The 13,504-nt window shown below is 67.1% G+C and carries 13 protein-coding genes; all 13 read right to left on the bottom strand.

What is annotated here, in order from left to right; all coding sequences use genetic code 11:
• Positions 1–3: 3 nt before the first annotated feature.
• Positions 4–987 carry a lipoyl synthase gene (gene lipA, locus FZN60_RS16230; protein ID WP_158874549.1) on the bottom strand — a complete coding sequence of 328 codons (984 nt, stop codon included), beginning with the start codon at positions 985–987 and terminating at the stop codon, positions 4–6.
• 43 nt (positions 988–1,030) lie between these two features.
• The gene (locus FZN60_RS16225) at positions 1,031–1,303 is read right to left on the bottom strand and encodes a GlsB/YeaQ/YmgE family stress response membrane protein (protein ID WP_158874548.1); all 273 of its coding nucleotides are present in this window, start codon (positions 1,301–1,303) and stop codon (positions 1,031–1,033) included.
• A 182-nt stretch (positions 1,304–1,485) separates the two neighbouring features.
• Positions 1,486–2,937, bottom strand: a complete 1,452-nt coding sequence (gene lpdA, locus FZN60_RS16220) for a dihydrolipoyl dehydrogenase (RefSeq protein WP_158874547.1) — start codon at positions 2,935–2,937, stop codon at positions 1,486–1,488.
• A 45-nt stretch (positions 2,938–2,982) separates the two neighbouring features.
• Positions 2,983–3,630, bottom strand: a complete 648-nt coding sequence (locus FZN60_RS16215) for an SGNH/GDSL hydrolase family protein (RefSeq protein ID WP_158874546.1) — start codon at positions 3,628–3,630, stop codon at positions 2,983–2,985.
• A gap of 13 nt (positions 3,631–3,643) precedes the next feature.
• On the bottom strand, positions 3,644–5,074 hold the full coding sequence (locus tag FZN60_RS16210; protein ID WP_158874545.1) for a pyruvate dehydrogenase complex dihydrolipoamide acetyltransferase: 1,431 nt from the start codon (positions 5,072–5,074) through the stop codon (positions 3,644–3,646).
• A gap of 12 nt (positions 5,075–5,086) precedes the next feature.
• Positions 5,087–5,545 carry an SRPBCC family protein gene (locus FZN60_RS16205; RefSeq protein WP_158874544.1) on the bottom strand — a complete coding sequence of 153 codons (459 nt, stop codon included), beginning with the start codon at positions 5,543–5,545 and terminating at the stop codon, positions 5,087–5,089.
• Positions 5,546–5,586: 41 nt separating this feature from the next.
• Positions 5,587–7,020 (bottom strand): pyruvate dehydrogenase complex E1 component subunit beta, encoded by a 1,434-nt coding sequence (locus FZN60_RS16200; RefSeq protein ID WP_158874543.1) that lies wholly within the window; start codon positions 7,018–7,020, stop codon positions 5,587–5,589.
• Between the two features lie 15 nt (positions 7,021–7,035).
• On the bottom strand, positions 7,036–8,118 hold the full coding sequence (gene pdhA / locus FZN60_RS16195; RefSeq protein WP_158874542.1) for a pyruvate dehydrogenase (acetyl-transferring) E1 component subunit alpha: 1,083 nt from the start codon (positions 8,116–8,118) through the stop codon (positions 7,036–7,038).
• A 211-nt stretch (positions 8,119–8,329) separates the two neighbouring features.
• Positions 8,330–8,638 carry an FtsB family cell division protein gene (locus tag FZN60_RS16190; RefSeq protein ID WP_158874541.1) on the bottom strand — a complete coding sequence of 103 codons (309 nt, stop codon included), beginning with the start codon at positions 8,636–8,638 and terminating at the stop codon, positions 8,330–8,332.
• A 172-nt stretch (positions 8,639–8,810) separates the two neighbouring features.
• Positions 8,811–10,088, bottom strand: coding sequence for a phosphopyruvate hydratase (gene eno / locus FZN60_RS16185; RefSeq protein ID WP_158874540.1), 1,278 nt, complete (start codon positions 10,086–10,088; stop codon positions 8,811–8,813).
• 115 nt (positions 10,089–10,203) lie between these two features.
• A complete protein-coding gene (pyrG, locus tag FZN60_RS16180) occupies positions 10,204–11,832 on the bottom strand; it encodes a CTP synthase (protein ID WP_158874539.1) in 1,629 nt (542 codons plus the stop codon).
• Positions 11,833–11,973: 141 nt separating this feature from the next.
• Positions 11,974–12,588: a preprotein translocase subunit SecG gene (gene secG / locus FZN60_RS16175; protein WP_158874538.1), complete on the bottom strand. Its 615-nt coding sequence runs from the start codon at positions 12,586–12,588 to the stop codon at positions 11,974–11,976.
• Between the two features lie 93 nt (positions 12,589–12,681).
• Positions 12,682–13,440 (bottom strand): triose-phosphate isomerase, encoded by a 759-nt coding sequence (gene tpiA / locus FZN60_RS16170; protein WP_158874537.1) that lies wholly within the window; start codon positions 13,438–13,440, stop codon positions 12,682–12,684.
• Positions 13,441–13,504 lie beyond the last annotated feature (64 nt).

Below are 13,504 nucleotides of genomic sequence, written 5' to 3'. Positions count from 1 at the left end.
GCCCTACTCCGCAGCGATCGCAGGCGCGGACCGGGCGAGACGCGCTGCCTTCAGCCGCTCGAAGTCCTCGCCGGCATGGTGGGAGGAGCGCGTCAGCGGGCTCGATGCGACGACCAGGAAGCCCTTCGTCAGGCCGATCGTCTTGAACGACTCGAACTCCTCCGGCGGCACGTAGCGCATCACCGCATGGTGCTTGCGCGTCGGCTGCAGGTACTGGCCGATGGTCATGAAGTCGACGTCGGCGGTCCGCAGGTCGTCCATGAGCTGGAGCACCTCGTTCCGCTCCTCCCCGAGGCCGACCATGATGCCGGACTTGGTGAAGATCGTCGGGTCGAGCTCCTTCACCCGCTGCAGCAGCCGGATGGAGTGGAAGTAGCGGGCGCCGGGCCGCACCTTCAGGTACTTCGACGGCACGGTCTCCAGGTTGTGGTTGAAGACGTCCGGCTTGGCCGCGACGACGACCTCCAGGGCGCCCGGCTTGCGCAGGAAGTCCGGCGTCAGGATCTCGATGGTCGTGTTCGGGGCCGCGGCGCGAATGGCGCGAATGGTGCGGGCGAAGTGCTCTGCGCCGCCATCCGCCAAGTCATCGCGGTCGACCGAGGTGATCACGACGTGGGACAGGCCCATCTTCGCGACGGCACGGCCGACGCTTGCCGGCTCGTCCTCGTCCAACGCGTTCGGAAGTCCGGTCGCGACGTTGCAGAAGGCGCAGGCGCGCGTGCAGATGCCGCCCATGATCATGAAGGTCGCGTGCTTCTTCTCCCAGCATCCACCGATGTTGGGGCAGCCCGCTTCCTCGCAGACCGTCACGAGACGGTTCTCTTTGACGATCTCGCGGGTCTCGAAGTAGCCCTTGGAGACCGGCGCCTTGACGCGGATCCAATCCGGCTTGGGCAGAACCTCCGTGTCCGGGCGGTTCGCCTTTTCGGGATGCCGGGGCCGGGGCGCTGCCCCGGCCTGGGCGCGGTTGTCGAGGACGGTGACCATGGATTTTATCTAGGCCCCGTCCCCGTCCGATGCAATCGGATCGTCAGACCCTGCGGCCGCGGAACGCCCGGAAGATCGCGATGAGGATGCAGGCGCCAATGAAGCCCGTGATGAGGTAGGCGATCCAGCCGATACCGATGAGATTCGGCGCCACGGCCGCCAGGATCGCGTTGAGCAGCACCGCCCCGACGATGCCGAGGATGATGTTCATGAGAACGCCCATGTCGGACTTCATGAACTGCTCCGCGAGCCAGCCCGCGATGCCGCCGATGATGATCGCGCCGAGCCAGCCGACGCCGTTCGTATTCCAGTCCATTCCCGCCTCCAGTGGAGAAGTCACTTCGGGACTGGACATTGGGCGCAGGCGTGGCGAGGCAAGATGTCGCGCGGAGAAATAGCTTCATCTTGCTTCGCATCGCTGTGGACAAGCTCGGCCCATATCTTCGGCGGTCAAGGTAAAGCGCGTTTGCCGTTAGGCGCTCACGCTTGCTGTCGCCGTCACATGTGAATGACGCGGCCGTAGGCGTCGAGGACGCTCTCGTGCATCATTTCGGACAGGGTTGGATGCGGGAAGACCGTGTGCATCAGGTCCTCCTCCGTCGTCTCCAAGCCCATAGCGATGACGAAGCCCTGGATGAGCTCGGTGACTTCCGCGCCCACCATGTGGGCGCCGAGCAGTTCGCCGGTCTTGGCATCGAAGATCGTCTTCACGAGCCCCTCGGGCTCGCCGAGCGCGATGGCCTTGCCGTTGGCGATGAACTTGAAGCGGCCGACCCTGACCTCGCGGCCCGCTTCCTTGGCCTTGGCTTCGGTCAGGCCGACGCTCGCCACCTGCGGCTGGCAATAGGTGCAGCCGGGGATCTGCGACTTCTCCATCGGGTGCGGGTGCAGGCCCTTGATCGCCTCGACGCAGATCGTGCCCTCGTGCTCGGCCTTGTGGGCCAGCATCGGCGGGCCCGCGACGTCGCCGATGGCGTAGACGCCCTCGACGTTGGTGCGGCCGTAGGCGTCGACCTTGACGATGCCGCGCTCGATCGCGACGCCGACGCCTTCGAGGTTCAGCCCCTCGGTGTTGCCTTGGACGCCGACTGCGGAAATCAGCTTCTCGGCACTCAGCACCTGGGATTTGCCGCCGACCTCGACCGTCGCCTCGACGCCGCCCGCGGTCTTCACGACCTTGGCGACCTTCGCGTCGGTCAGGATCTTGATGCCCTGCTTCTCGAACTGCTTGCGTGCGACCGCCGCGACCTCGGCGTCCTCGACGGGCAGGATCTGCGGCAGGAGCTCGATCACCGTCACCTCCGCGCCCATGGTGCGGTAGAAGGAGGCGAATTCGATGCCGATGGCGCCCGAGCCCATGACGAGCAGCGACTTCGGCATGGACGCCGGCTTCATCGCCTCGAAATAGGTCCAGATCTTTTCGCCATCCGGCTCGATGCCCGGCAGGACGCGCGGACGGGCCCCCGTCGCCACGATGACGTGGCCAGCCTTGTAGGTGCCGTGGCCGAGCGCGCCCTTCGGCACCGGGTTCTGCGGCTGGACGGCTGGCTTCGTCGGCTCGCCAACCTCGACCTCGACCGGACTGCCCTTGCCCGCTTTGGTGATCTTGGCCTGGCCCCAGATGATGTCGATCTTGTTCTTCTTCATCAGCCCGGCGACGCCGCCGTTGAGCTGCGCCGAGACGCCGCGCGAGCGCTTCACCACCGCGGCGATGTCGAAGGACGGCTTGGGAATGTTCAGGCCGTAGTTCGCGCCGTGCTCGGCATAGTGGAAGATCTCGGCCGAGCGCAGCAGCGCCTTGGTCGGGATGCAGCCCCAGTTGAGGCAGATGCCGCCCATGTGCTCGCGCTCGACGACGGCCGTCTTGAAGCCCAGCTGCGCCGCGCGGATCGCCGCGACGTAGCCGCCCGGCCCGCCGCCGATGACGATGATGTCGTAGGTATCAGCCATGAGGAAGGCTCCTTGGCGCGAGGGTCGAGAAGAGCGGAGAGGCGATCAGGCGTCGTCGGACAGGAGGTCGCGGACCAGCGGCACTAGCGCCTCGCCGAGGCGGCGGGTGTTCTGCGCGTCGAGGTGGATGCCGTCGAGCGAGGTGCATTCGCAGTGCTCGGAGGCGTCGAGCATGGCGCAGCCGTATTCCTCGGCGACCTTGGTCACCGCCGAGCGGAAGTGCTGCGACTCCTCGACGCCGTGGCCGAAGAGCAGGGCGAAGTCCGGCTCCAACGTTTCCACGAACATCGGCGGCGCGACGAGCAGGATCTTCGGAACCTTGTAGCCGCGCTGATAGGGAAAGAACTGGATGATCTCGACGATCCGCTCCAGCCCCTGGCGCGACTCGAACACGCGCCCGCCGCCGGTGTGCCGCTTCAGGTCGTTGGTGCCGAGAAGCACGATCACGAGGTCGAGCGGCTGTTGCGCGGAGAGCGCCGTCGCCAGCGTCTTCGAGCCGTTGCGCTCCGCCGGAGCCGTCAGGTCGTCGAAGGTCGTGGTGCGCCCGTTTAGGCCGTCGGCGACGACGTGGAAGCCCTCGCCGAGGCCGGATGCGAGCACGTTGGGCCAGCGGTTCTCGAAGGCGTGGCGCAGCCCCGTCTCCGCGTCGTAGCCCCAGGTGAGCGAGTCGCCGAAGCAGAGGATCTGTCGCATCGCCCCGGCTCCCTCAGACCAGCATCGACATCGGGCTCTCGACGAAGCCCTTGAAGGCCTGGAGCAGCTCGGCGCCGAGCGCACCGTCGACCGCCCGGTGATCGGTTGAGAGCGTCACGCTCATGACGTTGGCGACGACCACCGCACCGTTCTTCACCACCGCCCGCTGCTCGCCAGCACCGACCGCGAGGATCGTCGCGTGCGGCGGATTGACGATCGCGGCGAAGTCGCGGACGCCGAACATGCCGAGGTTCGAGACCGCCGTCGTGCCGCCCTGGTACTCCTCGGGCTTCAGCTTGCGGGCGCGGGCCCGCTTAGCGAGGTCCTTCATCTCGTTGGAGATGGTGGAGAGCGTCTTTTCCTCGGCGCGCCGGATGATCGGCGTGATGAGGCCGCCCTCGATCGAGACGGCGACGCCGACATCGGCATGGCGGTGCTTGAGCATGGCCGCGTCCGTCCAGGACACGTTGGCGTTCGGCACGGCCTTGAGGGCCAGCGCCATCGCCTTGATGACCATGTCGTTGACCGACAGCTTGTAGCCCGGCCGATCGCCCGCCTCCGACTTCACGTTCGGCGCCGCGTCGTTGAGCTGCTTGCGCAGCGCGAGCAGCGCGTCGAGCTCGACGTCGACGGTGAGATAGAAGTGCGGGACGGTCTGCTTCGACTCGACGAGGCGCTTGGCGATCGTCTTGCGCATGCCGTCATGCGGCACGGTCTCGAAGGATCCCTCGGGGAAGAGCTTGCGCACGGCCTCGTCGGAAGCCGGCTTGGCAGCCGGAGCCGCAGTTGGAGTGGCGGCCGGAGCAGCCTCGGCCTTCGGGGCGGATGCCGCGGCCGGCACCTTCGTCGCGCCGCCCTTGGCGGCGGCCTCGACGTCCGCCTTCACGATGCGGCCATGCGGACCGGAGCCCTGCACGGCGGAGAGATCGATGCCGCCCTCCTTGGCGAGGCGGCGCGCCAAGGGCGAGGCGAAGACGCGCCCGCCGGAGCCGCCGGACGCCTTGGCTTCCGCGCCGCCGGCCGAGCCGGTCGTTCCGCCGCTCTCCGAGCGGGCATAGCCCTGCATTTCCGGATTCTTCGCGTCGGCGGTCGAGCCCACCACGGCGTCGTCGGCCTTCGGGCCTGTCGAAGCGGAAGCACCGCCCTGCGGCTTCGCCTCGCCACCCGAACTGCCCGCCGAGGCTGCCGCGTCGGCGCTCTCGCCTTCGGCGGCCAGGATCGCGATCACCGCGTTGACCTTCACGCCCTCGGTGCCGGCGGGCACGACGATCTTGGCGACGGTGCCCTCGTCGACGGCCTCGACCTCCATGGTCGCCTTATCGGTCTCGATCTCGGCGATGATATCGCCGGAGGAAACCTTGTCGCCTTCCTTCACCAGCCACTTGGCGAGGTTGCCCTCTTCCATGGTCGGCGACAAAGCGGGCATCGTGACGTTGATCGGCATCGGGATCCCTCCTCAATGGCCCTTTCGCCGGGCGTGATGTTCGTTCGCGTGGGCGGCGAGGCTCGCGAGGTGGCGCGACCAGCCGTCCCTGTGCTGCTGCATGAGTTCGCCGCGCGCCGCTTCCGGCGCGAGGTGCCAGCCCTGGTGCTCGACGGTGACTTCGGTGCCGCCGTCGACGGGCTTCAAAGAGACCGACACGACCGTGTCGAAGGTCCAGTCCTCGTCGGCCCACACCATGACGAAGCCGACCGGGGGATGGTAGGCCGTCACCTGAGCCCGCGTGACCTTGTTCTGCCCCGTCGGATCGCGCCACGGCTCGACGAAGTGGCCGTCGAGCCGGGCATCGAAGTGCACGTGCTCGTGCCACCAGTGCTTGAAGCAGTCGGGATTGGTGAGGCAGCCCCAGATGTCCTCCGGGGCGCCCTCGACCTGCTGCACGATGACGAGGACCTCGCCAGCCTCGGCGGTCACTTCGACCTTCACCTGCGGCGGCTGACCCTCGTCCATCGCGATCAGGACCGGTAGCAGACGGCCTTGACCGCCTCGATGACCTCCTTGACGGAGGGAAGCGCCAACTTCTCGAGATTGGCGGCATAGGGCATCGGGACGTCCTTGCCGCAGATCTTCAAGACCGGCGCGTCGAGATGATCGAAGGCGTGGACCATCAGCTCGGAGGCGATGTGCGAGCCGACCGAGCTCTGCGGCCAACCTTCCTCGACGGTCACGCAGCGGTTGGTCTTCTTCACCGAGCGGATCACCGTCTTCATGTCGAGCGGACGGATGGTGCGCAGATCGACGATCTCGGCGTCGATCCCGTCCTTCGTCAGCTCCTCAGCGGCCTTGACCGCGTAGGTCATGCCGATGCCGAAGGAGACGATCGTGACGTCCTTGCCCTTGCGGTGGATGCGGGCCTTACCGATCGGCACCGTCCAGTCGTCGAGCTTGGGCACCTCGAAGGACTGGCCGTAGAGGATCTCGTTCTCGAGGAACACGACCGGGTTCGGATCGCGGATGGCCGACTTCATCAGGCCCTTCGCGTCGGCGGCGGTGTAGGGCATGACGACCTTGAGGCCCGGCACCTGGCCGTACCAGGCGGCGTAGTCCTGGCTATGCTGCGCGGCAACGCGGGCCGCCGCGCCGTTCGGCCCGCGGAACACGATCGGGCAGCCCATCTGGCCGCCGGCCATGTAGAGCGTCTTGGCGGCCGAGTTGATGATCTGGTCGATCGCCTGCATGGCGAAGTTGAAGGTCATGAACTCGACGATGGGCTTGAGGCCCGCGAAGGCCGCGCCGACGCCAAGGCCGGCAAAGCCGTGCTCGGTGATCGGGGTGTCGACCACGCGGCGGGCGCCGAACTCCTCGAGAAGACCCTGGCTGATCTTGTAGGCACCCTGATATTCCGCAACTTCCTCGCCCATGAGGAAGACCTTCTCGTCGAGGCGCATTTCCTCGGCCATGGCGTCGCGAAGCGCTTCGCGCACCGTGGTCGTGACCATCTCGGTGCCTTCCGGCACTTCGGGCGTCTCGCCGTCGACATCGTCGGGCTCGGGGTGCTTCATGCCCTCGGCGGGCACGGTGCGCTGGGAGCCGGGCGCCGAGCCTTCGATCTTCTCGGACGTCGCCTTCTCGCCGGCGATGTCCTCCTGGCTCGCCGCAGCCTGCGCCTTCGGCGCCTCGGCCTTGTCGGCGTCGGCGGCCGATTCGCCCTCGCCGAGGAGGATCGCGATGACCGCGTTGACCTTCACGTTCTCGGTTCCGGCCGGCACCACGATCTTGCCGAGGGTTCCCTCGTCGACCGCCTCGACCTCCATGGTCGCCTTGTCGGTTTCGATCTCGGCGATGACGTCGCCGGGAGCGACGGTGTCGCCTTCCTGCTTGACCCATTTGGAGAGCGTGCCCTCCTCCATGGTCGGAGACAGGGCGGGCATCAGAATGTTGGTCGGCATGCCTTTGCCCCTCCCTTACTCAGCGGCCTGCGGTACGTCGTCGGCGTAGATGTCAGTCCAGAGCTCGGACACGTCCGGTTCCTGGTCGTTCTGGGCGAAGTCGGCCGAATCGGCGACGATGTCACGGACGTCCTTGTCGAACGCCTTCACGTCGTCCTCGGACAGGCCATGGGTCTCGATCAGTCGGCGTTTGACCTGCTCGATCGGATCGCTCTCGGAGCGCATCTTCTGCACTTCGTCGCGCGAGCGATATTTGGCCGGATCCGACATGGAGTGTCCGCGATAGCGATAGGTCATCATCTCCAGGATGATCGGCCCCTCGCCCGAGCGGCAATGGTTGACGGCAAAGTCGCCGGCAGCCTTCACGGCGCGCACGTCCATGCCGTCGACTTTGATGCCGGGGATCTTGAAGGACACGCCGCGCTGCGAGAAGTCGGTCTCGGCCGAAGCGCGGTTCACCGAAGTGCCCATGGCATATCGGTTGTTCTCGATGATGTAGATCACCGGGAGCTTCCACAGCGAGGCCATGTTGAAGCTCTCGTAGACCTGGCCCTGATTGGCCGCGCCGTCGCCGAAATAGGTGATCGAGACCGAGTCGGTGCCGTTGTAGCGGTTCGCGAAGGCCAAACCGGTGCCGAGCGAGACCTGCGCGCCGACGATGCCGTGTCCGCCGAAGAAGTTCTTCTCCTTCGAGAACATGTGCATCGAGCCGCCCTTGCCCTTGGAGTAGCCGCCGCGGCGCCCCGTGAGCTCGGCCATGACGCCGCGCGCTTCCATGCCTGTCGCCAGCATGTGCCCGTGGTCGCGGTAGCCGGTGATGACCTGGTCGCCCTCCTTCATCGACATCTGCATGCCGACTACGACCGCTTCCTGGCCGATGTAGAGGTGGCAGAAGCCGCCGATGAAGCCCATGCCGTAGAGCTGGCCGGCCTTCTCTTCGAAGCGGCGGATGAGGAGCATGTCGCGATAGGCGCGAACGTCCTCATCCTTGCTGAACTCGGCCGGAGCCGGCGCGTCGAGGCGCGGGGCCAGGGCGGCGGAATGACCCGCACCGTTGGCAGCCGCGGCCGCTTGCTTGGATTCCTTGGGCGATGCCATGCTGCCTCCCCGCTTGACCCGAGTGGCGCGAACCACAATTTCCGGTGCAGTTATATGAGGTCGCCGGGTCGGCACAAGTCGGCGTGAAAGGATGAACCGGATTTCGGTTCATATGGCACTGCAGCATGATTTGAACCGGAATGCGGTTCAAAGATGCGGAGCTATTGCTATTTGAGGTTTTGAGGCACGCGCCCGGTCTCGCGTCGTAGTGTCAGCGGAGGATCGTGATCTCGTCCGCCGAAAGGAAGTTGAGCGACTGGCGGACACGCTCGTCGAGCATGTCGCGCTCCAGCGTTCCGTCCTCCAGAAGCCTAACTCGCTGCTCCAGATGCTCCCGGCGACGTGTCAGGGCGTAGCGCGCTTCCACGCGGGCTTCGAGCTGGCTCTTGAGCTCGGCCGTCGCAGCGAGGCCGTACTGGCCGTCCTGCGCGTGCGTGGAGAAGTACCCGAGACAGGCTAGAAGCACCGCCGGCACAACCAGGCGGGCAATCCAATTCTTCCGACGCTGAATGGTACGCATGTCGATCTCCGGGCGAACGTCACTTTCGCCTGATCGTCTTAAGCGGCAGTTAAGCCTGTCTCTCGCTCGCGGCAGAGACGCCGTCTGCGGATCATCGACGCCGCCGCATACAGAAAAGGGCTGCGGCACGTGCCGCAGCCCTCGCGATGATGCAGTGCGAAAAAGCTCCGGCTCAGCGCCGGCGCAGAATCGACCGGCCGGCGTAGATCGCCTGGTCGCCCAGCTCCTCCTCGAGTCGCAGGAGCTGGTTGTACTTGGCGAGCCGATCCGAGCGGGCGAGCGAGCCCGTCTTGATCTGTCCGCAATTCGTCGCGACGGCGAGGTCGGCGATCGTCGAATCTTCGGTTTCGCCGGACCGGTGCGACATGACGGCGGTGTAGCCGGCGCGATGCGCGACGTTGACCGCGTCAAGCGTCTCGGACAACGAGCCGATCTGGTTGACCTTCACCAGGATGGAGTTCGCGACGCCCTTCTCGATGCCTTCGCGCAGGCGTGCCGAGTTGGTCACGAAGAGATCGTCGCCGACGAGCTGAACGGTGTTGCCGACCCTGTCGGTGAGCGTCTTCCAGCCCGCCCAATCGTCCTCGGCCATGCCGTCTTCGATCGAGATGATGGGATAGGCGGCGCAGAGCTCGGCGAGGTAGCCGGCCATCTCGTCGGCCGAGAGCTTCCGTCCTTCGCCTTCCAGGTCGTAGACGCCGTTCTTGAAGAACTCCGTCGACGCGCAGTCGAGCGCCAGGAAGACCTCTTCGCCGGGCTTGTAGCCGGCCTTCTCGATCGACTGCATGACGAAGTCGAGGCCGGCCTTGGCGGATGCCAGATTCGGCGCGAAGCCGCCCTCGTCGCCGACATTGGTGTTGTGGCCGGCGGCCTTCAACGCCTTCTTCAGCGTATGGAAGATTTCGGCGCCCATGCGCAGGCCCTCGCGAAAGCTTTCCGCGCCGACCGGCATGATCATGAATTCCTGGAAGTCGATCGGATTGTCGGCATGGGCGCCGCCGTTGATGATGTTCATCATCGGCACGGGCAGGACCTGCGCCGAGGCGCCCCCGACATAGCGGTAGAGCGGCAGGCCGGCCGATTCGGCCGCCGCCTTGGCGACCGCGAGCGACACGCCGAGGATGGCGTTGGCGCCGAGGCGGCTCTTGTTCGGCGTTCCGTCGAGCGAGCGCAGCACCGAATCGATGCGGATCTGGTTCTCGGCCTCGAAGCCGACGATCGATTCGACGATCTCGGTGTTCACGGCTTGAACGGCCTGGAGAACGCCCTTGCCGCCGTAACGCTCGTCGCCGTCGCGCAGCTCGACCGCCTCGTGGGCGCCCGTCGAGGCACCGGAGGGCACGGCCGCGCGGCCCATGGAGCCGTCTTCGAGAACGACGTCGACCTCGACGGTCGGATTGCCGCGGCTGTCGAGAATCTCGCGCGCGATGATGTCGATGATGGCGGTCACGGGTGCCCACTCCTTGGCTGGTGGCAAAGACGCTCCGCCCCGGGCTTCTAGAGGAAGCCGGAGCGGAGCGAAACCGGGCACTCGGGTTTCAATCGATTCTTAGCCGACGACGGGCTCACACGAGCCGCGAGCGCTCCAGCGCCGCCGCGATGAAGCTGGCGAAAAGCGGATGCGGGTCGAAGGGCCGCGACTTGAGCTCGGGGTGGTACTGGACGCCGATGAACCAGGGATGGTTCTCGAGCTCCACCGTTTCCGGCAGCAACCCGTCGGGCGACATGCCGGCGAAGCGCAGGCCGCAGGCTTCAAGAGGCGCTCGGTAGGCGCGGTTCACCTCGTAGCGGTGCCGGTGCCGCTCCTCGATCTCGGTCGAACCGTAGATCTCGGCGATTCGCGATCCCGGAGCGAGGTTCGCCTTGTAGGCGCCGAGACGCATCGTGCCACCGAGGTCGCCCTCCTTGGCGCGCTGCTCCAGCTCGTTGCCGCGCAGCCACTCGGTCATCAGGCCGACCACGGCTTCCTCGGGGTGACCGAACTCCGTGGAGCCGGCACCCTTGATGCCGGCCAGCGAGCGCGCCGCTTCGATCACCGCCATCTGCATGCCGAAGCAGATGCCGAAATAAGGCACGTCGCGCTCGCGCGCGAACTTCGCCGCCAGGATCTTGCCTTCCGAGCCGCGCTCGCCGAACCCGCCCGGCACGAGGATGCCGTTGACGCGCTCGAGATAGGGCGCGGGATCCTCGTTCTCGAAGACCTCCGACTCGATCCAGTCGAGATTGACGCGCACTCGATTGGCGATGCCGCCGTGCTGCAGCGCCTCGATCAGCGACTTGTAGGCGTCCTTGAGGCCCGTGTACTTGCCGACGACCGCGATCGTCACCTCGCCTTCCGGGTTGCGGATGCCGTCGACCACCTGCGTCCAGCGGGCGAGCTGCGGCTTGGGCGCCGGATCGATGCCGAAGGCCGCGAGCACTTCCGTGTCGAGGCCTTCCTTGTGATAGGCGGTCGGCACTTCGTAGATCGTCGAGACGTCGAGGGCCTGGATGACGGCCGTCTCGCGCACGTTGCAGAAGAGGCTGAGCTTGCGCCGCTCCTCGCGCGGGATCGGCCGGTCGGCGCGCACTAGGAGGATGTCGGGCTGGATGCCGATTCCGCGCAGCTCCTTGACGGAGTGCTGGGTCGGCTTCGTCTTCAGCTCGCCCGCCGACGGAATGTAGGGCATCAGCGTCAGGTGGACGTAGACGGCGCCGTTGCGGGGCAGGTCGTTGCCGAGCTGCCGGATCGCCTCCATGAACGGCATCGCCTCGATGTCGCCGGCCGTGCCGCCGATCTCGCAGATGACGAAGTCGAACTCCTCGTTGCCGTCGAGGACGAAGGCCTTGATGGCGTCGGTGACGTGCGGAATGACCTGCACCGTGGCGCCGAGGAAATCGCCGCGCCGCTCCTTGGCGATCAGCTCCTGGTAGATCCGGCCGGTGGTGATGTTGTCCATCCGGTTGGCTGAGCGGCCGGTGAAGCGCTCGTAATGGCCGAGGTCGAGATCCGTCTCGGCACCGTCGTCGGTGACGAAGACCTCGCCGTGCTGCGTCGGGCTCATCGTGCCCGGATCGACGTTGAGGTAGGGGTCGAGCTTGCGAAGCCGGACGCGGTAGCCGCGGGCCTGGAGCAGCGCGCCCAAGGCCGCTGCCGCGATGCCCTTTCCGAGTGAGGAAACCACGCCGCCGGTGATGAAGATGTATCGCGCCATGGGCCTTCCCGATACTGCCTGCCGCTCGAATCCGCCAGTGCCGAACGGCATCCAAACAAAAGGAAACGGGACGCGCACGGGCGTCCCGTCACATGTTTCAAGTCGCGCCCTCGTGTCGGCGCGAGCCGCGTTCCGCGGCGATCAGGGCTGCTGAGCCGGAGCCCCGTTCGCAGCCGGTGCCGCCTGATCGGCCGGCGCAGGCGTCGCCGTCGGGGCGCTCGGAGCCGGAGCTTCGGGCGCCGCCGCCTCGGGGGTCGGAGCCGGAGCCGGAGCCGTGGTCGCAGCCGGCGCTTCGGCAGCCGGGGCGGTCGTCGACGGAGCCGGCGCGGCGGCCGGAGCCTGTGCCGGGGCCGCGTCGCCGACGGGAGCCGCCGGAGCGCTCGGCGCCGCGGGTGCGGTGGATGCAGAGTTGCCGCCCGGAAGCTCGCCGAGATTGTTCAGGAGATCGGTCGTCCCGAGGCCGGCGCCCGGCGCGGCGCCGCCCTGCTGCGGCTGCGCGCCGCCGACACCGTCGAAGATGTCGCCGCGCTGACCGCCATAGCCCGCGAGAAGCGCAAGCGCGATCGAGGTCAGGAAGAAGATGCCGGCGAGGATCGCCGTCGTGCGCGTCAGCGCATTGGCTGCGCCGCGGGCCGTCATGAGACCGCCTCCGCCGCCGCCGATGCCGAGCGCGCCGCCTTCGGACCGCTGCAGGAGAACGACCACGACGAGGGCCAGCACGACCATCAGGTGGATGATGATGAGAACGGTTTCCATGCGGCCTTGCTACGCAGCGTCTTCTTGAGGATGCGGCCTTCTATCGAAGCTTTGCCCGGTTTCCAACCGCTTTCGCGGTCGGGACACTGCGGCTCAGCCCCGCGGCGCCGCCTCGCATATCGCGATGAAGTCCGCCGCCTTCAAGCTCGCGCCGCCGACAAGGGCGCCGTCGACGTTCGCGACAGCCAGGAGTTCGGCCGCGTTGGACGGCTTCACGGAGCCCCCGTAAAGCAGACGGACCGCGCCGCCCTCGCCCGCGCCGAAGCGCTCTTCCAGCGTCCGGCGCATGAAGGCATGAGCGTCCGCGACATCGGCCACGGTCGGGGTGAGCCCCGTGCCGATCGCCCAGACCGGCTCGTAGGCGATCACGGTGTTGGCACCGGTGGCTCCGTCCGGGACGGATGCGGCGAGCTGGCGCCCGAGCACCGACAAGGTTTCTCCGCCCTTCCGCTCGGCCTCGGTTTCACCGATGCAGATCACGGCGACAAGCCCGGCATCCCAGGCGGCCTTCGCCTTGGCCGCGACGAGAGCGTCGGTTTCGCCGTGGTCCGCCCGCCGCTCGGAATGGCCGACGATCACGAAGCGGGCACCGAGATCGGCGAGCATGGGTGCAGACACGTCGCCGGTATGGGCGCCGCTCGCCGCCGTGTGGCAGTCCTGCCCGCCGAGCGCCAGCACCTCTCCGGCGGCCTCCACCGCCGCCGACAGGAGAGTCGCGGGCGGGCAGACCAGAAGGTCGACCGAGGCGGACAGGCCGCCGCGCGCGGCATCCACCATGGCCCGAAGCTCGCCGAGGCTCGCCCGCGTGCCGTTCATCTTCCAGTTTCCAGCGATCAGCGACCGGCGCGTCATTCGGCATTCCTCCGTGGATCGATCGACTGGGCTCTAGGATGTCGAGCCCGCGGAATCAATCTGA

The organism is Antarcticirhabdus aurantiaca (assembly GCF_009765365.1).
GTDB classification, from domain to species: Bacteria; Pseudomonadota; Alphaproteobacteria; order Rhizobiales; family Rhizobiaceae; genus Antarcticirhabdus; species Antarcticirhabdus aurantiaca.
The sequence above is the reverse complement of the archived record's forward strand: the minus strand, read 5'-3'. Positions and strand labels throughout refer to the sequence as shown.

What these genes read in the sequence shown, in the direction of transcription:
- lipA (WP_158874549.1), bottom strand. Translation starts at nt 987, where the DNA reads ATGGTCACCGTCCTCGACAACCGCGCCCAGGCCGGGGCAGCGCCCCGG.
- FZN60_RS16225 (WP_158874548.1), bottom strand. Translation starts at nt 1,303, where the DNA reads ATGGACTGGAATACGAACGGCGTCGGCTGGCTCGGCGCGATCATCATC.
- lpdA (WP_158874547.1), bottom strand. Translation starts at nt 2,937, where the DNA reads ATGGCTGATACCTACGACATCATCGTCATCGGCGGCGGGCCGGGCGGC.
- FZN60_RS16215 (WP_158874546.1), bottom strand. Translation starts at nt 3,630, where the DNA reads ATGCGACAGATCCTCTGCTTCGGCGACTCGCTCACCTGGGGCTACGAC.
- FZN60_RS16210 (WP_158874545.1), bottom strand. Translation starts at nt 5,074, where the DNA reads ATGCCGATCAACGTCACGATGCCCGCTTTGTCGCCGACCATGGAAGAG.
- FZN60_RS16200 (WP_158874543.1), bottom strand. Translation starts at nt 7,020, where the DNA reads ATGCCGACCAACATTCTGATGCCCGCCCTGTCTCCGACCATGGAGGAG.
- pdhA (WP_158874542.1), bottom strand. Translation starts at nt 8,118, where the DNA reads ATGGCATCGCCCAAGGAATCCAAGCAAGCGGCCGCGGCTGCCAACGGT.
- FZN60_RS16190 (WP_158874541.1), bottom strand. Translation starts at nt 8,638, where the DNA reads ATGCGTACCATTCAGCGTCGGAAGAATTGGATTGCCCGCCTGGTTGTG.
- pyrG (WP_158874539.1), bottom strand. Translation starts at nt 11,832, where the DNA reads ATGGCGCGATACATCTTCATCACCGGCGGCGTGGTTTCCTCACTCGGA.
- secG (WP_158874538.1), bottom strand. Translation starts at nt 12,588, where the DNA reads ATGGAAACCGTTCTCATCATCATCCACCTGATGGTCGTGCTGGCCCTC.
- tpiA (WP_158874537.1), bottom strand. Translation starts at nt 13,440, where the DNA reads ATGACGCGCCGGTCGCTGATCGCTGGAAACTGGAAGATGAACGGCACG.